The organism is Acidimicrobiales bacterium (genome assembly GCA_022452145.1).
In the GTDB taxonomy this organism is placed as follows: Bacteria; Actinomycetota; Acidimicrobiia; order Acidimicrobiales; family MedAcidi-G1; genus UBA9410.
Genome location: JAKURY010000008.1, coordinates 17,410 through 37,983, shown reverse-complemented (window position 1 = coordinate 37,983; position 20,574 = coordinate 17,410). Strand labels below are relative to the sequence as shown.

Annotated in this window: 18 protein-coding genes; 11 read left to right on the top strand and 7 right to left on the bottom strand. The window is 70.0% G+C overall.

Going from position 1 to position 20,574, the window contains the following annotated elements:
• Positions 1 to 66 precede the first annotated feature (66 nt).
• From MK177_04360 to MK177_04340, 5 genes are read left to right on the top strand one after another with little or no spacing between them, the layout of a single operon-like run.
• Positions 67 to 1,218 carry an acyl-CoA dehydrogenase family protein gene (locus tag MK177_04360; protein ID MCH2426548.1) on the top strand — a complete coding sequence of 384 codons (1,152 nt, stop codon included), beginning with the start codon at positions 67 to 69 and terminating at the stop codon, positions 1,216 to 1,218.
• 23 nt (positions 1,219 to 1,241) lie between these two features.
• A complete protein-coding gene (locus MK177_04355; GenBank protein ID MCH2426547.1) occupies positions 1,242 to 2,366 on the top strand; it encodes an acyl-CoA dehydrogenase family protein in 1,125 nt (374 codons plus the stop codon).
• 37 nt (positions 2,367 to 2,403) lie between these two features.
• Positions 2,404 to 3,195, top strand: coding sequence for an enoyl-CoA hydratase-related protein (locus tag MK177_04350; GenBank protein MCH2426546.1), 792 nt, complete (start codon positions 2,404 to 2,406; stop codon positions 3,193 to 3,195).
• 14 nt (positions 3,196 to 3,209) lie between these two features.
• Positions 3,210 to 3,896 (top strand): nitroreductase family protein, encoded by a 687-nt coding sequence (locus MK177_04345; GenBank protein MCH2426545.1) that lies wholly within the window; start codon positions 3,210 to 3,212, stop codon positions 3,894 to 3,896.
• Complete coding sequence (locus tag MK177_04340; protein ID MCH2426544.1) at positions 3,893 to 4,825, top strand: LLM class flavin-dependent oxidoreductase; 933 nt, start codon at positions 3,893 to 3,895, stop codon at positions 4,823 to 4,825. The genes MK177_04345 and MK177_04340 overlap by 4 nt, the downstream gene beginning before the upstream one ends.
• Before the next feature lie 52 nt (positions 4,826 to 4,877).
• On the opposite strand, the gene MK177_04335 is transcribed toward MK177_04340, so the two are convergent.
• From MK177_04335 to MK177_04310, 6 genes are all read right to left on the bottom strand, one after another.
• Entirely contained in the window at positions 4,878 to 6,959 is a 2,082-nt protein-coding gene (locus MK177_04335) for an amino acid permease (GenBank protein MCH2426543.1), read from the bottom strand.
• A gap of 66 nt (positions 6,960 to 7,025) precedes the next feature.
• Entirely contained in the window at positions 7,026 to 8,006 is a 981-nt protein-coding gene (locus MK177_04330) for an alpha/beta hydrolase (GenBank protein ID MCH2426542.1), read from the bottom strand.
• Positions 8,003 to 8,428, bottom strand: coding sequence for a PIN domain-containing protein (locus MK177_04325; protein ID MCH2426541.1), 426 nt, complete (start codon positions 8,426 to 8,428; stop codon positions 8,003 to 8,005). Before MK177_04325 ends, MK177_04330 begins: the two co-directional genes overlap by 4 nt.
• Positions 8,429 to 8,455: 27 nt before the next feature.
• Positions 8,456 to 8,683, bottom strand: coding sequence for a hypothetical protein (locus tag MK177_04320; GenBank protein MCH2426540.1), 228 nt, complete (start codon positions 8,681 to 8,683; stop codon positions 8,456 to 8,458).
• Positions 8,684 to 8,738: 55 nt separating this feature from the next.
• Positions 8,739 to 9,845, bottom strand: coding sequence for a TauD/TfdA family dioxygenase (locus MK177_04315; GenBank protein MCH2426539.1), 1,107 nt, complete (start codon positions 9,843 to 9,845; stop codon positions 8,739 to 8,741).
• Complete coding sequence (locus MK177_04310; GenBank protein MCH2426538.1) at positions 9,842 to 10,375, bottom strand: hypothetical protein; 534 nt, start codon at positions 10,373 to 10,375, stop codon at positions 9,842 to 9,844. The genes MK177_04315 and MK177_04310 overlap by 4 nt, the downstream gene beginning before the upstream one ends.
• 99 nt (positions 10,376 to 10,474) lie before the next feature.
• On the opposite strand from MK177_04310, the gene MK177_04305 reads away from it, so the two are divergent.
• Together MK177_04305 and MK177_04300 are read left to right on the top strand one after the other, a co-directional pair.
• Positions 10,475 to 11,797 carry an acyl-CoA dehydrogenase family protein gene (locus tag MK177_04305; protein MCH2426537.1) on the top strand — a complete coding sequence of 441 codons (1,323 nt, stop codon included), beginning with the start codon at positions 10,475 to 10,477 and terminating at the stop codon, positions 11,795 to 11,797.
• Between the two features lie 53 nt (positions 11,798 to 11,850).
• Positions 11,851 to 13,773: an MBL fold metallo-hydrolase gene (locus tag MK177_04300; protein MCH2426536.1), complete on the top strand. Its 1,923-nt coding sequence runs from the start codon at positions 11,851 to 11,853 to the stop codon at positions 13,771 to 13,773.
• A 41-nt stretch (positions 13,774 to 13,814) separates the two neighbouring features.
• On the opposite strand, the gene MK177_04295 is transcribed toward MK177_04300, so the two are convergent.
• Positions 13,815 to 15,002, bottom strand: a complete 1,188-nt coding sequence (locus tag MK177_04295; GenBank protein ID MCH2426535.1) for a CoA transferase — start codon at positions 15,000 to 15,002, stop codon at positions 13,815 to 13,817.
• Between the two features lie 108 nt (positions 15,003 to 15,110).
• On the opposite strand from MK177_04295, the gene MK177_04290 reads away from it, so the two are divergent.
• From MK177_04290 to MK177_04275, 4 genes are read left to right on the top strand one after another with little or no spacing between them, the layout of a single operon-like run.
• Positions 15,111 to 16,658 carry a trimethylamine methyltransferase family protein gene (locus MK177_04290; GenBank protein MCH2426534.1) on the top strand — a complete coding sequence of 516 codons (1,548 nt, stop codon included), beginning with the start codon at positions 15,111 to 15,113 and terminating at the stop codon, positions 16,656 to 16,658.
• Positions 16,659 to 16,696: 38 nt separating this feature from the next.
• Positions 16,697 to 17,728, top strand: coding sequence for a dihydrodipicolinate synthase family protein (locus MK177_04285; protein ID MCH2426533.1), 1,032 nt, complete (start codon positions 16,697 to 16,699; stop codon positions 17,726 to 17,728).
• Positions 17,725 to 19,221: an aldehyde dehydrogenase gene (locus MK177_04280; GenBank protein ID MCH2426532.1), complete on the top strand. Its 1,497-nt coding sequence runs from the start codon at positions 17,725 to 17,727 to the stop codon at positions 19,219 to 19,221. The genes MK177_04285 and MK177_04280 overlap by 4 nt, the downstream gene beginning before the upstream one ends.
• 33 nt (positions 19,222 to 19,254) lie before the next feature.
• Positions 19,255 to 20,574 (top strand): FAD-binding oxidoreductase, encoded by a 1,320-nt coding sequence (locus tag MK177_04275; protein MCH2426531.1) that lies wholly within the window; start codon positions 19,255 to 19,257, stop codon positions 20,572 to 20,574.

The window sequence follows — 20,574 nt, the reverse complement described above, 5'->3', positions numbered from 1 at the left end:
GGGCATGACTCTAGGTCACTTATAGTTCTATTTGCTTCTTTTGGAAGTCTCTTCTAGTTTTGTCCCATGGCCGACCTACTCCAGCGGGCCCGAGACCTCGGACCCACGCTGGCTGAACGCTCCGAACGCATCGAGGCCCACCGCACGCTGCCCGACGACGTCGTGGCCGACCTCACCGACGCCGGGCTGTTCCGGCTGCTGACTCCTGCGGACCTGGGCGGGCCGGAACTGGACGTGGCAACGGCCATCGACGTCATCGCCGAGGTGTCCCGACACGACGGAGCTGCCGGATGGTGCGTGATGATCGCCGGCACCACATCGCTCCAGGCCGGCTTCCTACCCCTCGACGTGGCCACCCTGATCTTCGGCCCGGCCGACTCGTGCGTCGGGGGCTACGCCGCGCCGGTCGGGCGGGCGGTCGCCGTTGACGGTGGGCTCCGGGTGACCGGGACGTGGGCCTGGGGGTCCGGAACGCACCACTGCACCTGGATCGGCGGCGGGGCCCGGATCGTCGACGCCGACGGGACGCCCACCAGGCGGGACGACGGCCTGTTCGCGCCGTTCGTCTTCTTCGACCGGGACGACGTGGAACACCTCGACACCTGGCACGTGACCGGGCTGGCGGGCAGCGGGTCGGCCGACTACCGGGTCGACGACGCCTTCGTCCCTGAGGGTCGGTGGCTCCAACTCCCCACCGCCGTGCCCCGCCTGGACGGCCCGCAGTGGCGGTTCCCCTTCTACGGGATGCTGGCCGCCGGGGTCGCCGCGGTGGCCGTCGGCCTGCTGAACGGGGCCGTGGACCGGTTCGCCGAGATCGCCGTGGCCAGGAAGCCCGAGGGTTCCGGCCGCACGCTCTCCGAGCGGGCCTCCGGCCAGACCGTGCTGTCCAGCACCGAGGCCACCGCCCGTTCCTCCCTGGCCTTCCTCCACGACGTGCTGGGCGAGGCCTGGGAGACCGCCCGAGCCGGCGACCCCCTCACCGTCGAGCACCGGCGGAGCCTGCGACTGGCCGCCTGCGACGCCGCCCAGCGGTGTGCCGACGCCCTGGGACACCTGCAGCGGGAGGCCGGCGGCAGCGCCGTCTACCTCCGCGAACCCCTCCAGCGCATGGTCCGGGACGGCCAGGTGGCGGCCACGCATGCCATGGTGGCTCCCCGCATCCGCGAGTTGACCGGTCGGCTCCGGCTCGGCCTGGACACCGACACCGCGCTGCTCTGATCGGTGCGGGAGACTGCCCGACCATGGACTTCGCCCTCCCCCCGGACGACGACCCCCGCCGCCTCGAGGTCCGCGCCTGGCTCGCCTCCAACCCGTCGCCGTCCCGACGAGACCTCGCAGAGGGCGGGTTCATAGCCCCCCACTGGCCCGGACCGTGGGGCCGCGACGCCGATGCCGAGGCCCAGCTCATCATCGACGACGAGTTCAGGGCGGCCGGGGTGAAGATCCCCGGAGCTTCGATAGGCGTGGGGTGGGCCGGACCGACGATCCTCGCCGGTGGCACCGAGGCCCAGAAGCGGCGCTTCCTCCCCCCGATGCTCGATGACACCGAGGACTGGTGCCAGCTGTTCAGCGAGCCGGAGGCCGGTTCCGACCTGGCGTCGCTGCGTACCCGGGCCGTAAGCGACGGGGACTGCTACGTGGTGAACGGCTCGAAGCTCTGGTCGACCCGGGCCGACGTGACCGACTGGGGGATCCTCCTGGCCCGGACCTCGGACGACGGCCCGCCACAGAAGGGCATCTCCTACTTCCTCCTGGACATGACCACCCCAGGCATCGAGGTTCGCCCGATCATCGAGATGACCGGGGGCCGGCACTTCAACGAGACGTTCCTGACCGACGTCCGCATCCCTGCCGAGCACCTCGTGGGGGCGGAGAACGAGGGCTGGCGCCTGGCCAAGGTGACGCTGGCCAACGAGCGGGTCTCGCTCTCGGAGGGCGGCGTGCTTTGGGGTCGCGGGCCAGACGACGACACGGTGCTGGACCGGATCAGGACGTTCGGCTGCGACGACGCCGTGCTGCGGCAACGCATCGCCGACCTGTACACGGAGATGGTGATCCTGCGGCTCCTGAACCGGCGGATCATGAGCGCCAGGGTGGCTGGCACCGACCCGGGGCCGCTGTCGTCGGTTCGCAAGGCCATTGGCGACGTGCACGGCCAGAAGGCCATGTCGCTGGTGAAGGACCTCGAGGGCCCGTCGACCATGCTGGACGGGCACTACCCGTACGACGAACATGAGGACCCATGGGCTTGGGGCCACTACTTCTCACGGGCCCTGACCATCGGCGGTGGCACCAGCGAGGTGCAGCGCAACATCATCGGCGAACGGCTCCTCGGTCTCCCCCGGGAGCCACGACCCGCCGCCTGACCAGCCAACCGACGAACTACCGACCACGGGAGCGACCATGACCGACTTCGAATACCTCCGCTTCGACCGGGACGGCGACGTGCTGGTGGTGACCGTCGACAAGCCCGACGACGACCTCAACAAGGTCGACGAGCAGATGCACCACGAGCTCACGCACCTGTTCAAGCACCTCCGCAACGAGCGGGAAGCCCGGGCCGTGCTGCTGGCCGGAACCGAGCGGGCGTTCACCGCCGGCGGCGACTTCGGCTGGTTCCCGGAGTTCTCGAAGCCCGGCTACGCCGCCGACATCCGCCTCGACGGGAGGTCCATCGTGTGGGACCTGCTGGACCTGCACCTACCGCTGGTCTGCGCGGTGACCGGACACGCGATGGGACTCGGGGCCAGCATCGCCCTGCTCGCCGACATCACGGTCATGTCCGAGACGGCCCGCCTGGGCGACCCCCATGTACGGGTGGGCATCGTGGCCGGCGACGGTGGCACCATCGCATGGCCGCTGGCCCTCGGCCCGCAGCTGGCCAAGCGTTTCCTGCTGACCGGAGACCCGGTGACGGCCACCGAGGCCGTGGAGATGGGCCTCATCGTGGAGTCGGCACCCGACCCCGGAGCCTGCGTTGCCGCCGGCCTGGCCTGGGCGAAGCGCCTGGCCGCAGGAGCACCACAGGCGGTCCAGTTCACGAAGCAGGCGGTGAACGCCTGGATCAGGCAAACCTGCGGCCCTGCCTTCGACCTGTCGACCGCTCTGGAGACCGTGACCTTCGGCTCCGAGGACTTCACCGAGGCCCTCTCGGCCCTGTCCGAGAAGCGCGAGCCCCGGTTCACCGGGAAGTAGGGAGGACCGCAGCGATGCCATTCGAGACCGGAGGACCCCGGGGCAACGACATCGGGCTGCTGGACGGCCTGATGACCAACCGGGCCATGCGCCGCTACACCGACGAGCCTGTCGCCGACGAGGACATCTGGACCTGCCTGCAGGCCGCCGTACAGGCGCCCAGCGGTGGCAACATCCAGCCCTACCAGTTCATGGTGGTGCGGGACCCCGGGCTGCGGCTCGGCCTGGCCGAGATCTACCGGCGGGGCTGGGCACGGTACGAGCCGGCGATCGCCCCGTCCGAGTTCCCCAACGACGAGGTGCGCGAGGGCTGGGAGCGCAACAACCGGGCCACCGTGCACCTGGCCGAGAACCTCGAGCACGTCCCCGCGATCGTCCTCCTGCTCATGCCGTCCATCGACATGACGGTTCACGACGACGAGGGACCGATGCCCGTCGGTCCGACGCATGCCTCGGTGTACCCGGCCATCCAGAACTTCATGCTGGCCGCCCGCTCGCTGGGCCTCGGAACGGCGATGACCACCCTGCACCGCATCTACGAGGACGACGTGCGCGACCTGCTCGGCATCCCGGAGCGCTACGAGGTGCTGGCGCTGCTCCCGCTCGGACACCCGACAGGGAAATGGGGGGTGGCCCCCCGCCACCGGGGAGCCGAGAGGATCACCTCCTGGGACCGCTTCGGGGAGAAGCGCACGCCTTGAGCGCGCCCCCGCCGACCGGGATCCGGGTCGGGCTGTCCATACCACCCGCCGGGTTCGCCTCACACGGCGAGGCGGTGGCCTACGTGCATTCGGCAGCCGAAGCCGGCCTGGACCACCTGGTCACCGCCGACCACATCTCCTTCTTCGGCGGTCGGGGACGCGACGGCCTCATGACCGTTTCCTGGCTGGCAGGCCTGCATCCGACCATCGGCGTCTACGTGGGCGTCTACCTCCTGGCGCTGCGACACCCGGTCGCCGTGGCCCGACAGGTCTCGACGCTCGCAGACCAGGCCCCCGGGCGCCTCACCTTCGGCGTGGGCGTGGGTGGAGAGGACCGCCACGAGATGGAGGTGGTGGCCGTCGACCCTGCCACCCGGGGGCGCCGCACCGATGAGGCCCTCGACGTCCTGCGACCGCTCCTGGCGGGCGAGACCGTCGACCACCACGGCGAGTTCTACGACGCACCTGAGGCGGCGGTACTCCCGGCACCCGCACCTCCGGTCCCGATCACCGTGGGTGGTCGCTCCGATGCCGCCGTCCGGCGGGCCGGCCTACGCGGCGACGGCTGGCTGGCCTCGTGGTGCTCTCCCCGGCGGTTCGCCGAAGGCGTGGCCCTGGCCGAGGCCACCGCCGCCGAGGCCGGGCGCACCGGGGTGTTCTGGCAGCACGGCTACCAGATCTGGGTCGGGCTGGGCGACACACCTGCAGAGGGCGCCGCACTCCTGGGTCCGGCCATGGAGAGGTTCTACGGTGCCCCGTACTCGGCATTCGAGAGGTACTCCCCGGTCGGAACGCCGGCCCAGATCGCCGACTGGCTCCGCCCGTACGTGGACGCCGGTGCCGTCGACTTCAACATCGCCCCGATCGCTGTCACCGACGCCGAGCGCGTGGCCGGCACAGCCGAGATCCGCAGCCTTCTGGTCGGGTGACCAGGCGCCGGGCGTTCGGCCGAGGGAGTCAGGGTCGCCGGCGACAGGACACTCAGCCGACGGGCGCAGGGGCGCCGGCTGCCGGCATCACGTCCTCCGGGCCGACGACGGTGAGTTGGTCGTCGGGTTCCAGCACAAGGCTGTCGTCGACCAGCAGGGGTACCCCGAACCGGGTCACCGCCGCCACCTCGACCCCGTCCGGTAGGTGAAGACCACCCACCCGCCTGCCGATCAACTCCGCGTCACGCCCCTCGGGCAGCAGGGCGTACTGCCGGACGGTCCAACCGGGCAGCAGCGACGACTTCACGTCGGCCTCGGATGCGGCCAGCCCGCAGGCACGGGCACCGGTGTGCAGGAAGCCGGCCAGCTCGCCGGCCAGGCGCAACGACCGACCCGGGTCCGACGACGTACCGGCCAGGAAGAACAGGGCGTTCACCAGCTCGCCGGACCCTCCCCACGCAGCCGGGATGCGGATGCCCGACGCCGCCCGGACGATCACCAGCTGGTCGGTCTGGATGGCGTCGAAGAGGGCCACCGGCGTGGCCGTGGGGTGGTCGTCCGACGGCTGGATCCACAGCGATCCCGTCTCCAGGAACTGTTCTGTGACCCGCTCCGTCGGCACGCCGATGCGGTCCGACAGCACGGCTGCCGCCCTGGCCGCCGCCTCCGTGATGTCGGTGCCGGCCGGGATGGAGAGGACCACGGCCCGGGCGATGAGGCCGGGATAGTCGTCGTTGGACCGCAGGCCGTGTCCGGCCATCGCAGCGCTGATCTCCCTCTCCAGGGCCTCGTCGGCCTCCCGGCCCCAGCGCCGGAAGACGTGGCGGATGGCGCCGGCCCGGTCGGTCCGCGGGGTGGCGTAGAGGTGGTGCCACGCCCAGCCCACGGCGGCCACCGCTGCCACGAACATCAGGGCCTGAGTTCCCAGGCGCACGATCAGGTAGCCCGAGATGGCCATGCCGGCCAGCTGGGTGAACGGGTAGAGGGGCGACCGGAACGCCGGTGCGTACGACCGGATCTCCGAGGCCCTCAGCACCAGGACGGCGAGGTTGACCAGGCCCAGGGTCAGGAGCACGAAGGCGCTGGCCATCTTGGCGATGGACTCGGTATCGAACGCCACGACGACCACGGCGATGGCCGATCCCGTCATGACCACGCCGACCACCGGGGTCCCGAACCGGCTGAGGCGCCCCAGGCGGGCCGGCAGGAGGCCGTCGCGGGCCATGGCCATCGGATACCGGGCGGCGGCCAGGATCCCGGCGTTCACGGCCGAGGAGAAGGCTGCCAGTGCGGCGACCACCACCAGCCACACGCCGACCTTCGGCAGGACCGCCTCCGCGGCGGTGTGGATGGGAGCCAGGTTGCCGTGCAACACGTCGGGCGGTACCAGGGCGACGGTCACCAGGACCCCGAGTGTGTAGAGCACCGTGGCGGTGGCCAGCGAGAGGGCCATGCCCAACGGAATGCGCTGCGAGGGGTCCTCCACCTCCTCGGCGGCGCTGGCCACCTTGGTCAGGCCGCCGAAGGAGACGAACACCAGGCCGATAACCGCGGTGACCCCGGATAGGCCGGTTGTGAAGAACGGGTCGAGGTTGGAGCCGTCGACGCCGCGCGAGGCCGTTTCCGCCAGGCCCTCGACGATGAACCAGGCCATGGCCCCGAGCACCACCACGACAAGGGCGAGCTGCATGGAGGCGCTGGCCTTCGAGCCAACGACGTTGACCAGGGTGAACAGCGCGATGAGCACCAGGGCGAGGGTGGTGGCATCCACGTCCAGGATCAGGACCAGGTAGGCGCTCATGCCGACCATGGCGAAGGCGTCCTTGAGCACCAGCGACAGCCATGTCCCGAATCCGGCCACCGTGCCGACCGCCGGGCCCAGCGCCCGCTCCAGGAAGTAGTACGCCCCACCGGCCTTGGGCAGGGCGGTGGCCAGCTCTGACACGCTGAGCATGGCCGGCACGGCCAGAAGCCCTGCCAGGAGGTATGCCAGCACGGCCGCCGGTCCGGCCTTCGCTGCAGCGAGGCCCGGCAGCAGGAACAGGCCCGACGAGAGCATCGCCCCCGTGGAGAGGGCGAAGACGTGGCGGAGGCCCAGCGAGCGGGTCAGCCGGCCGTGGTCGCCCTTCCCCATGGGTGGACCCTAGGCGACGCCTGCCCGGAGGCCCGGAGGCCCCGCCGACCTCCTACCTGACCGGGGTCAGGAACAGGCGTCCAGGAAGTCCAGCAGGAGCGCGTTGACACCAGCGGCGTCCTCCTGCTGCATCCAGTGGCCGACGTCGGGCAGGACCACGGAGTCGTGCAGGCCGGGCAGGGTCTCGGGATACCGGGCGATGCTCCCGGCTCCCCAGATGGTGGGGCCGTCCTTCTCCCCGCCGATGTAGAGCGAGGGCTGGTGGATCGGCGCCCCACGCCATGCCCGCAGGTCGACCCAGTCGTGGTCCACGCAGCGGTACCGGTTCAGGCCACCGGAGAATCCGGCACGGGCGAACTCGCCGACATAGAAGGCGAGGTCGTCGGCGCCCTGCCATGCCAACGGTCCTTCCGGGTAGCGGAACCGGTCGTCCAACCGGCCTCCGCTGGCTACGGCGAACCCCGCAGGTTCTCCCGGGAGCGGCGGCGGCGCGTCCCCGGAGGCGCTGAAGATCATCCCCTCCAGCCACCGGGCCGGATCAGTGCCGATCTCGGCCTCCGCCACCCCGGGTTCCTGGAAGTACTCGATGTAGAACGTGTCGTCGCCGCCCATCATCCGGAAGATGTCGGTGGGTCTGACCTCGTTGGGCGGGGTGTAGGCCACGCTCAGGAGAGCGACGGCCCGGAACACCTCGGGACGCAGCAACGCTGCAGTGCTGGCAATCGGCGACCCCCAGTCGTGGCCCACGATCACGGCTCCGGTATCGCCGAGCGCCTCGACCACCCCGACGCAGTCCCCGACGAGGTCGACCAGGCGGTAGGCGTCCACGTCAGCGGGGGCCTCGGACGACCCGTAGCCCCGGACGTCGATGGCGACGGCCCGGTAGCCGGCCGCAGCGACCGCTGGCAGTTGGTGGCGCCACGAGTACCACGACTCCGGGAATCCGTGGACGAAGAGCACCATCGGCCCGTCGCCCACCTCGGCCACGTGGATCAGGGTGCCGCTCGCGTCCACGTCGTGGCGGACCAGCCCGTCGATCTCCATCATGGGTCGCTCCTCTCGGCCGGGTCCTCCACTAGGAGGCCGCGGACGATGGTGCCATGTGGGAGGGCCTCGGTGAGCACCCGGTCGCACCCGCCCACGGCTGCAGCCTCCAGGGTGAGGGCGTCCCGGAGGGCCAGGCCGCACTCGTCGGCGGTGTCGGTGGCAGCCAGCACCAGGGCGGCGTCGGCCGCGACGACGGTCAGGTCGGCCAGCTCGGCCACCACCCGGCGTGCCACCAGCGGGGCCAGCGGTCGGGCCATCCCCGACGTCACCGCCTCGTGGAACTCGGCCAGCACCGGGGCCGAGGTCACAAGGACCGGGCCGTCGACGTCACCGACCAGGGCCCGCGCCGCCGCCTGGAGGACAGGCTCGTCGTCGTCGAACAGCCGGACGAGGACCGAGGCGTCCAGGAAGGACCGGCTCACCCGGGTTGGCTCCGGTGGCGGTCCACGTCAGGCCCGGGGCTCCGGGCCGCCGACAACCGACCGACGTCCGGAGCCGGAGGCCGAGGAGATCGACAGGGCGACGAGCCGCCGACGGGTCGCTCCCACCCGGTCGGCCGCCGAATAGGCGGTGAGGAGGTCGCGGACCACGGCGTTCACCGAGGTTCCCTGCTCCGCGGCACGCACGCGGGCCCTGTGGAGGAGGTCGTCGTCGACGGCCAGGGTCAGGTTCGCCATATATGACCTGTGTATCACATATTCCGTGTTACACAGGTCATACTTGTGCAGGACCTCAGTCGGGGAGTGCGCCGACCCGCCCGTGGACCCAGTCCCGATCGATGTAGCAACCCTGGAGATACCGCTCCGAGTCGGACTCGCCCTCCCGGCCGTGCAGGATCCGTTCGTTGTCGAACACCAGGCACTCGCCGGGCAACAGCTTGAACCGGAACTCCAGCTCCGGACGGTGCAGCAGCCGGGCGAAGGTGCGGTAGGCCTCGTAGAAGCCGGACATCTCGTCGTATGGCAGGTCGAACGGCGCGGCCGAGCGGTTGTTGTAGTGGACGGCCAGCACCACCCCCCGGTCGTCCACCTCGATGACCGCCGAACGGCTCCTCAGGTCGAAGCCGTCGCCCCGCCACCGGAACGGCACCCGGTGGCCGGCCAGCATGTCGAAGGCCGCCGGGTCCTCGACCCGCAGCGACTCAGCGGCTCTGAAGCCGTCGACAAGCACGGTCACCCCACCGGTTCTGCTGGCAACCAGGCAGTGCAGCAGCTGGAAGCCGGGCACCGGTCGGCGGTACGGGTTGTCGGTATGGACGTTCAGAGCCCTCGGTGTGAACGCCAGGTTCACCGGATCGGCCTCGGCCCGCACGTGGAACACCTCGCCGTAGCTGGTCTCCCGGACCGGGCCCCAGATTCCGGCGACGTCGGAGATGGACGGACCCACCCCATCGGAGCCACCGGCAAGGCCGTCGACGATGGCCAGGCCGTCCCGCACGAGCGCCGTGGTCGCCGCCGACCTGGCAGCCGGATCGTCCTGTCGTGACCACGCCAGGCGGTGCGGGTCGAACCCCGCCGCCAGCCAGGGAACGGCCCCCTGCGACCGGCACCCCCCTCCGTCGTACCGGTGGGCCTCCAGCCACCCGACGTCGAAGGTGCTGACCGCACCGTCCGGAGCGAACTCCACGCACAGGTGGCCGTCCACCACCTCGGCAGCCAATATGGCAACCTCGTCCGGGAGCTCGGACACGTCGAACAGGCGCTGGTCGTTGGAGGCATCACGCGAGGCGTCGTCACGGGCGTTGTCCCGCAGCCAGATGGCATGGAACCTGGCTGGTCCGTCCGCCAGCTCCACGGTCAGCACGTCGGCCTCCAGCGCCAAGACCGTGAACCCGGTCATCTACGGACCTCCGGTGCGTCCAGGAGTGGGCGCCATCCATCCAGGGCCGGTATCGCCAGGCCAGCGACCTTGCCCCCGTCGTCGAACGACCGCACCGCCAGGGCGTCGGCGGCAAACGGCTCGGCCTCGAACGCCTCGGCCTCGGCAGCCGACATGGGGCCACCCTGGAGCTTCAGCGTCCCGACCGAGGCCGGGCTCAACTCGTCCTCATAGCCCGGGTCCACGAAGCATCGGAACCGCTTGGCCTCCACGTGCAGGCGAACGGGCTCGCTGACAGCGGCGACGAACCGCTCGGCCAGCCAGGCCCCACCCGAGGTTCCGTGGTCGGTGACCCCGAACTCCGAGTCGGGTTCGTCCAGGAAGTGCCCGACGTCGTGGAGCAGGGCAGCCAGCACGAGTGCGTCAGGCGCGCCGGCGGCGCGGGCCAGGGCCGCGGCCTGCAAGGCGTGCTGCTCCATGCTCACCGACTCGGCGTAGGTGTTCCCACCGCGTGCCGCGAACAGCCCCAGGACCTCGTCCGTGACGTGCATCGCGCGCATTCTGCCCGCTGGGGAGGCGTGCGACCAGCGCGCCTAGGTTCGGCCCGGTTCCGCCCGTCAGAAGGCGCCACCCAGCATGAGGACGCACCCATGGCAATCGGCCCCGGCCTGCACATAGAGGACCCCACCGACCCCTCGTTGGACCTCACCATGTCCGAGGGGGCACGTCCCATCTACGACCGGGTACGGGCCTTCATCGCCGGCGAGGTGGAACCCGTCACCATGGAATTCCACCGACTCGGAACTGAACGGACGGACCACTGGGGCTACCACCCGGGCCAGCTGGACATCCTCGACGGGCTCAAGGTGAAGGCCCGCGAGGTCGGGCTCTGGAACCTCTTCCTCCCCGACGCCGAGACCGGTGAGGGCCTCTCGAACCTGGACTACGCGTACATAGCCTCCGAACTGGGCAAGAACCCGCTGGCGTCAGAGAGCCTCAACTGTTCGGCCCCCGACACCGGGAACATGGAGGTGCTGGAACGGGTCGGTACGCCGGAGCAGAAGAAGCAGTGGCTGGAGCCGCTGCTGAACGGTGAGATCCGGTCGGCCTACGCCATGACCGAACCCGACCTGGCCTCGTCGGACGCCAAGAACATCGCCTGCCGGGCGGTCCTGGACGGCGACGAGTGGGTCATCAACGGCACCAAGTACTACATCTCGGGAGCCGGTGACCCCCGCTGCAAGGTGATGATCACCATGGTGCAGACCAGCCCCGACGGCCCGCCCCACCGTCGCCAGTCGCAGATCCTCGTCCCCATCGACACTCCCGGGGTCACCATCGACCATCCGATGCAGGTCTTCGGCGACGACGACGCCCCACACGGCCACATGCACATCACGTTCGACGACGCCCGGGTTCCGGCCTCGAACATGCTGCTGGGCGAGGGCCGGGGATTCGAGATCTCGCAACTCCGCCTGGGGCCCGGCCGCATCCACCACTGCATGCGATCCATCGGTGCCGCCGAACGGGCGATCGAGATGATGTGCCGCCGAGGCATCAACCGGGAGGCGTTCGGCAAGCCGATCGCCCACCTGGGCAAGAACATGGAGGTCATCGCCCGGGCCCGGATCGAGATCGAGGCCATGCGCCTCATGGTGCTGAGGGCCGCCAAGGCCATGGACACGATGGGCAATGCTGAGGCCCGGGTGTGGATCAGCGCCGTGAAGGCGATGGTCCCGGAGAAGGTCTGCCAGATAATCGACGCGGCCATCCAGATACACGGCGCCACCGGCGTATCGCAGTGGACGCCGCTGGCCGGCATGTACACCCGCCAGCGCACCCTGCGCCTTGCCGACGGTCCTGACGAGGTGCACCACTTCGTCGTCGCCCGGTTCGAGCTGAACCGCTACCAGGACGGCCCCGGCGAGGTCCCGACACTGGATGCGACCGGCCCGGTCTTCACCGGTCCCTGATCGACCATGGTGTCCCCACCCAGCGACGCCCACCCCGGCCACGAGGAGCTCCGATGACCGACGAGCCACGCGCCCGCAAGCCGGCCAGCGGGCACGCCCGGGCCGACATCGCTGCCTTCGCAGCGACCCTGCCACCCGACGACGGCACCGACGCCGCCAACGTGGCCCGGGGCTTCATCGCCACGAGAACCGAACCGGTCATCCAGAAGTTGGTCCCCAACCCCTGGCAGCCCGTCACCTGGGACCTCTCGGCGTCTGACTTCGTGCACGGCCCCTGCCCCGACACCGTCAACCCGTCGCTGTGGCGCCAGGCAGGCTTCAACGCCCAGCACGGCCTATACGAGGTCCTCGACGGCTTCTACCAGGTGCGGGGCTTCGACACCTCCAGCGTCACGTTCATCCGGGGGGACGAGGGGTGGGTGGTCATCGACCCGTTGACCACCACCGAGACGGCCACGGCGGCCTACGAGCTGGTCACCGAGCACCTCGGCGAGCGGCCGGTCACCGCTGTCATCTACACCCACTCCCACGTCGACCACTACGGCGGCATCCTGGGCGTGGTCGACCGGGCCCGCGTAGACGCCGGCGAGGTACCGGTGGTGGCCCCGGAAGGCTTCCTCCACGAGGCGGTCGCCGAGAACGTGGTCGCCGCCCCGGCCATGGGTCGCCGGGCCACCTACCAATTCGGAATGCTCCTGCCGGCCGACGAGCAGGGCCACGTCGACCAGGGCCTGGGCAAGGGGGTACCCACCGGCTCCTCGGCCCTGGTACCCCCGACCATCGAGATCACCGAGACCGGACAGGAGCTGGTGCTGGACGGCGTCCGGATCGAGTTCCAGCTCACCCCGGAGTCCGAGGCGCCGGCCGAGATGCACTTCTACTTCCCGGACCACCGTGCCCTTTGCATGGCCGAGAACTGCACCGGCACCATGCACAACGTGCTCACCCTGCGCGGCGCGCTGGTGCGCGACGCCCTCATGTGGAGCCGCTACATCGACGAGGCCATGGACCGCTGGGGCGACGTCACCGACGTGGTGTTCGCCAGCCACGGCTGGCCCCACTGGGGCGCCGAGGCGGTCCACGGCTACCTCACCCGCCAACGGGACCTCTACCGCTGGCTCCACGACGAGGCCATGCGGTTGGCCAACAGGGGCCTGACGCCGAACGAGATATCGGCCTCCATCGACCTGCCACCCGGCCTCTGGGACGACTACCTCTGCCACGGCTACTACGGCACTGTCAGCCACAACGTCCGGGCCGTGTACCAGCGGTACCTCGGCTTCTACGACGGGCACCCGTCCAGCCTCGACCCCTACGAGCCGGTCGAGGCTGGGAAGCGCTACCTCGGCTTCATGGGTGGGATGGACAGCCTCCTGGAAAAGGCCCGGGCCTCGTACGAGGCCGGCGACCACCGCTGGGTGGCCGAGGTGCTCCGCCACGCCGTGTTCGCCGACCCGACGTGCGAAGAGGCCCGCCTGCTCCAAGCCGATGCCTTCGAACAGCTGGGCTACCGGGCCGAGTCCGGCCCGTGGCGCGACATCTACCTGACCGGCGCCCAGGAACTCCGGAACGGGCCCATCGACGTCCCAGCCATCCAGCGCCCCAAGGAGGAGGTGCTCCGGGGCATGAGCCTCCAGCAGATCTTCGACTTCCTGGCCGTCCGCCTCGACGGTCCTGCCGTAGTGCCACTGGGCCACCTGGCGATCGACTGGGTCCTCCCCGACGTCGCCGACACCGTCCGGGTAGAGCTCTCCAACGGAACGCTGCACTCGCTCCCGGGCCGGGTCCACGCCTCGCCGGACGCCACGGTCACCGGGGACCGGGCGTCGCTCGAGGACATGATCGCCCGCGGCACCCCGTTCGCAGAGGTGGTGGATGCCGGATCGGCCACCATCACGGGCGACACCGGGCGGGTACTGGACCTCTTCGGGAACCTGAACGACTTCCCGCTCTTCTGGAACGTAATCGAGCCGTAGCCCGATCGTCCCGGTCTCCGACGGCAGGGACGACGGGCCTGTCAGGAGTCCAGTTCGGCACGGACCTCGACACCGTGCTGGTCGTTGGTGGGTGGTCGTCGTCGGACCGTCGGGGGCGTGGCCGACATGCGGATGGGCGACCGTACCGACCGGAACTCCCCCGCTCCGTCGTCCAGCACGTCGACCGGATCCAGGCCCAACTCGGCAGCTTCCAGGAAGGCGCCGCGCACGGTGTTGATCCGTCCGGCCGGGATCCCGGCGACCCGCAAGCGCTCCAGCCACGCATCCGTGGAGTCCGTGGCCAGGACGGCCTCGACCTCGGCCTCCAACTCGTCCGCATGGAGTATCCGGGAACCGTTGTCGACGAAGCGGTCATCGGCCAGCCAGCCGTCGCGGCCCAACAGGACACAGAACTTCTCCCACAGGGCGGGGCTGGCCGCGGCGATGGCCAGCACGCTGTCGGCGGTCCGGTACGGCTGGTAGGGGACGATCGACGGGTGGCGGTTTCCCTGCCTGGCGGGATCGGTGTCGGCCACCACGTGGCCGGAGCCCACGTTCAGCAGGCCTGCCAGCCCGGCGCTCATGAGCGAGACCTCGACGTGCTGGCCGCGGCCGGTCTGGCGGCGCTCCTCGATAGCGGCCAGGATTGCGATTACCGCGTAGAGGCCTGTCAGGTTGTCGACCATGGCTGAGCCGATCTTGGTCGGTTCTCCGTCGGCCTCGCCGGTGATGGACATCACCCCGCTCATGGCCTGGACCAGGAAGTCGTAGCCGGCCAGGCGGGCACCCTCGCCGGTGCTGCCGAAGCCGGTTATGGAACAGGTGACCAGGTCGGGCCGTCCGGCGACCAGCGACTCCCTGTCGAGGCCGAACCGGGCCATGGTCCCCACCCGGAAGTTGTCGACCACGACGTCGGCGCCGAGAGCGATCTGCCGGGCCACCGCCAGGTCGTCGGCATCCCTGAGGTCCAGGGCGATGCTGCGCTTGTTGCGATTCAGGCCCAGGTAGTAGGTGCTGGTCGCCGCATCGCCCTCACCCCACCAGGGTGGCCCCCAGGTGCGGGTCTCGTCGCCCACGCCCGGCTGCTCGACCTTGACCACGTCGGCCCCCAGGTCGCCGAGCACCATCGTGGCCACCGGCCCCGCCAGCACCCGGCTGAAGTCGGCAATCCGGAGGTGGCCGAGCGCACCCCTGTCGGCGCGCTGCTGGTCGTCAGGGCTCTCCGGCACGGGCGGGAGTCTCGCAGCGACGGCGGAACACGGCAATGCAGCGGCCCCCCTTGCTTTCACGACCGATCATGGCAAGCATCCGACGGTGCGAGCCCGCCAGAGAGACCGATGACGGAAACGAGGGTCGACCAGGCTTCGGGCAGGGTCCGCCGCGGTCGCAACGCCCGGGCCGCGCAGCGCCGTACCCGGGTCCGCACCTGGCTGCCCGAGCTGGAGAGGAAGATCCCCTGGGTGGACCTGCTCACCGAGGACCAGGTCCGGACCATCCACGACGCCTCGATGGACGTCATCGAGGAGGTTGGCGTCGAGTTCCGGTGTGATGACGCCCTGGCCATGTGGAAGGCGGCGGGAGCCCGTGTCGACGGCGCCACCGTGCGCATCGACCGCGAGCACCTGATGGCCCTCGTGGGCACCGCCCCCTCGTCGTACACGATGGTGGCCCGCGATCCCGCCCACAGCGTCACGGTCGGCGACGGGAAGACGATCTTCACCCCGTCCTACGGAGCCCCCTACGTCCTGGGCCTGGACGGCGTCCGACGCCCGGGCAGCCTCGAGGACTTCCGCAACTTCACCAGGCTCAACCACCTGTCGCCGGCACTGCACATGTCGGGCGGGGTGGTCTGCGAGCCGATGGACGTGCCCGTTCCGAAGCGGCACCTATACATGACCGAGAGCCTGCTGAAGTACTCCTCGAAGCCGTTCATGGGCGCAGTCACCTCAATGGAGCGGGCCGAGGACAGCCTGTACATGGCCGGGATCGTGTTCGGCCAGGAGTTCGTGCTGGAGACCACCGTCATGACCTGCCTGGCCAACGCCAACACCCCCCTGGTGTGGGACAAGACCATGTTGGACAGCGTCAGGGTGTTCGCCGGGGCCAACCAGGCAACCCTGTTCAGCCCGTTCGTGCTGGGTGGTGCCTCCACTCCGGCCTCCACGGTCGGAGCGGTCATCCAGGTCAACATTGAGGCACTAACCGGTGTGGCGTTCTCCCAACTCGTCAGGACCGGGGTGCCGGCGCTCTACGGCCAGTGGTTGTCCACGGTGTCCATGCGGACGGGAGCCCCCCAGGCCGGTACGCCTGAGATCTGCCACATGAACCTGCTGACCGCGCAGATGGCTCGCCACTACCGGCTGCCGTCGCGCTGCAGCGGCTCGTGCACGAGCTCGAAGATGGTCGACGCTCAGGCCGGCTACGAGGCGGCACGCAACATGTACGGCGTGCTGATGGCCGGAACCAACTTCGTGCTGTCGACCACCGGCTACCTCGAGAGTGCCATGTGCCAGTCGTACGCCAAGTGGGTACTGGACAGCGAGCAGCTGGAGATGATGTACCGCCTGGGCAGTGGGGTGTCGTTCGACGACCTGGACGAGGTGCTGGACACGATGCGCGAAGTACCACCTGGTGGACACCACCTCGGCACCAACCACACGCTGGCCAACTTCCAGACCGCCTTCTCGATGCCCGAGATGATGAACAGCGACAACTACGAGCAGTGGCTGGCCGACGGTGCGCGGAGCGCGGAGGACCGGGCCACGGCGCGGTGCCGTGAGATGCTCGACGAGTACGAGGAACCCGCCCTGGACGACGACGTACGCGACGAACTCGACGAGTACGTGGCCCGACGTGACGCCGAGCTGCCCGACCTGGTCACCTGAGACCGAACCGGCCGATCGAGGACCCCGAGGAGCACGAGATGACGACCACGAACGGAACCGCCCCTGAACTCCCGCTGCTCCACGGCGTCTGCGCCGCCATGAGCAGCCCGTTCGACGACTCCGGTGAGTCGATCGACGAGGGTCGCATCCGCGACCATGTCGAGAGCCTGATCGAAGCCGGCGTCCACGGCCTGGTGCTGGCCGCCGGTACCGGGGAATTCGCCTTCCTGTCGACGGACGAGAAGCAGCGCATCTTCGAGGTCGGTATCGACCAGGTGGCCGGTCGTATCCCGGTTATCTGCCAGACGTCGGCAATCACCACCGTGGATGCCATTGGGAATTCACGGGCGGCCATCGACATGGGGGCCAGCGCCGTGATGGTCCTCCCACCGTACTTCGAGGGCCCGTTCGAGCGGGGCGTCATGTACCACTACGAGAAGCTGGCCCGGGCCATCGACGCCCCGATCGTGCTCTACAACATCCCGGCACAGTCCGGCTTCGACATAACCCCGGACCTGTACCGGAAGCTCATCGCCATGGAGAACATCGACTACATCAAGGACTCGACCGGTGACCTGATCCGCATCCAGCAGTTGCTGGGGATCGGTGGCCACGTCCTGGCCGGCGCCGACCCTCTCGCCCCGTACGCCCTGATGGCCGGCGCCGCCGGCTGGATCTGGGGGGCGGCCAACGTCATGCCGCACGAATGCGTGGCCCTCTACGACCACCTCACCGCCGGCCGTCACGCCGAGGCACTCGAGCTCTGGTCCCGGATGCTCCCGGCCAACCTGTTCTTCTGGGACAACGCCGTGGGTGCCGAGTACAACGCTGCGGTCAAGACCGCCGCCAACATGGTCGGTCGGCCCATCGGCCCGTGCCGCCGACCGGTGATGCCCATGACCCGACAGGGTCGCGTGGCCCTGACTGCCGCCCTGTCCACGCTGCCCACGAACCGGGTTGACCGGGACCGCCTGGTCTTCCGGGAATGGGATGACGAACGGGACTGGCTGGTCCGCATGACGGACCGGGCCGGAGTCGGCAGGACCAACTCGAAGAGGAGCACCCCATGACCACCGACCTCGCCGATCCGGCGGCCCTGGCCGCCTCCGTGCGACCGCCGACCCGGGCCGTCATCGGCGGTCGCAGCGTGGATGCCGCCAGCGGGAAGACCTTCGCCACCCTGGACCCTGCCACCGGTCGCGAGCTGGCCCAGGTAGCCGAGTGCGACGCCGTCGACGTCGACCGGGCGGTCACCGCAGCCCGTACCGCCTTCGAGGAGGGACCGTGGGGCCGCATGGCTCCGGCCGACCGCAAGCGACTCCTGCTGCGGTTCGCCAGCCTGGTCGAGGCCCACACCGACGAGCTCGCCATCATCGAGACGCTGGAGGCCGGCAAGCCGATCAGCGACTGCTCGGGCATCGACGTCCCGGACCTGGTCATGACGCTGCGCTGGCACGCCGAGGCCTGCGACAAGCTCTACGATCAGCTCTCGCCGTCGGGCCCCGGCAAGGTCGGCATGGTGGTACGGGAGCCCGTCGGCGTGGTCGGAGCCGTGCTGCCGTGGAACTACCCGCTGATGATGGCTGGCTGGAAGATCGGCCCCATCCTGGCCGCCGGCAACACGTGTGTCGTCAAGCCGGCCGAGCAGACGTCCATGTCGACCATCCGGATCGCCGAGCTGGCCGTTGAGGCCGGGGTCCCCGACGGCGTGCTGAACGTGGTCCCCGGCTTCGGCGAGACGGCCGGCGCGGCCATAGGCCTGCACCCGGACGTGGACTGCGTCGCCTTCACCGGCTCCACCGAGGTGGGTCGCCACTTCCTCCGCTACTCGGCCGATTCCAACCTCAAGGAGGTGCTGCTGGAATGCGGTGGCAAGAGCCCGGTGATCGTCATGGCCGATGCCGATGACCTGGATGCCGCCGCGACAAGCATCTGCGAGGGCATCTTCTGGAACGGCGGCCAGAACTGCAGCGCCAACTCCCGGCTCATCGTGCAGCGCTCGGTCGAAGACGACCTCATGGAGCGCATTGCCGAACGCAGCCGCGACTGGGTGGTGGGCGACCCCCTGGTTTTCGAGACGACCGTCGGGGCCATGATCGAGGAGGCCCACATGGACAAGGTGCTGGGCCACATAGCGGACGCGCGTTCGGCCGGCTCGACGTGTGCCATCGGAGGCAACCGGGTACGCGAGGAGAGCGGCGGATGGTTCGTCGAACCCACCGTGTTCACCGACGTCGACCCTTCCAGCCGCCTGGCTCGCGAGGAGGTCTTCGGACCTGTGCTGGCGGTGACCACCTTCGACAGCCCGGAGGAGGCCGTACGCCTCGCCAACGACACCGACTACGGGCTGGCTGCCACCATCCACACCACCGACCTGCGGACGGCCCACCTGGCCTCCCGGGCCATCCGGGCCGGCACGGTGGCCGTCAACTGCTACGGCGAGGGCGACATCACCACGCCATTCGGTGGCTTCAAGCAGTCGGGCTTCGGTGGCCGGGACAAGTCGATCGCCGCCCACGAGCAGTACACCGAGCTGAAGACCATCTGGATGGACCTGTCCTGACAGCGGCACGCTGATCGGACGAAGGACGCCGCCATGGGTGCCGTCACCCTCCTACCCCGCTACGACCGGAACAACGGCTGGTTCGAGACGCTGCCCGAGGTGCCGCCGGCTGCGCCGCTGATCGGCCCCACGGAGGCCGATGTCGTGGTGGTCGGCGCCGGGTTCACGGGCCTGGCCGCCGCTCGCAGGCTGGCCGAGCTGCGCCCCGGAGCGCGGGTGCTCCTCGTCGAGGCCGGCCGGATCGGCAACAGCGCCGCCGGACGGTCGTCGGGCTTCGCCATCGACCACGCCCACAACATCCGCTCAGAGGGATTCGCCGACTCGGCCGCGTACGAGAGGCAGCAGATCGCCCTGAACCGTGCCGGGCAGGCCTACCTCGCCGAAGCGGTGAAGGCCCACGGCATCGACTGCGACTGGACCTGGGCGGGCAAGACGCATGCTGCCTGTACCGACCAGGGTGCTCGGGACCTGGACCGCTTCGCCGCCAGCCTGGACCTCATCGGCGAGGACCACGAGCTGCTCGACCGGGACGCCACCGTGGACCGCCTGGGGATTGACTACTACCACCGGGCGCTGCACACGCCGGGAACCGTCCTGCTCCAGCCGGCAGCGCTCTGCAGGGGCCTTGCCGCCTTCCTGCCGACAAACGTCACCGTCCACGAGGAGACCCCGGTGACGTGGCTGGACGAGGGCCCGCCCCACGAACTGCACACCGACGGCGGCACCATCCGCACGCCGGAGCTCGTGCTGGCCAACAACGGCTTTGCCGCCGGATTCGGGTTCTACGCCCACCACCTCATCCCGGTCGTCACCTGGGGGTCGATGACACGGCCCCTGACCGACGAGGAGTCGGCGTCGATCGGTGGCGACCGCACCTGGGGCGTGATCCCGGCGGCACCGTCGGGTACGACGGTCAGACGCCTTGTCGACGGTCGCATCCTGGTCCGCAACGTCTACAGCTACAGCCGCCACTCGATGGCCGGAGGCCGCTACCGGCGTCGGGCCGCCCAGGCCCACCGGGTGGCCTTCGAACGCCGGTTCCCTGACCTGGCACACGTGCCCTTCGACTATTCGTGGGGCGGCGCGCTGTCCATGGCCCGCAACGGCGAGCCGGTCTTCGGTCGCCTGGCCGACGGGATACACGGGGCCCTGGTGCACAACGGCACGGGGCTGAGCCGGGGAGCGATTTGCGGGAAGCTGATCGCCGAGATGGCCTGGGGCGAGGGCTCGGACCTGCTCGACGCCATGCTTGCCAGGGGAAGGCCGAACCGGAACGTCCCCGACCCGCTCCTCGGATGGGGGGTCAACCTGTACGCCCGCCGCCTGCGCCGACAGTCCGGTCGGGAGATGTAG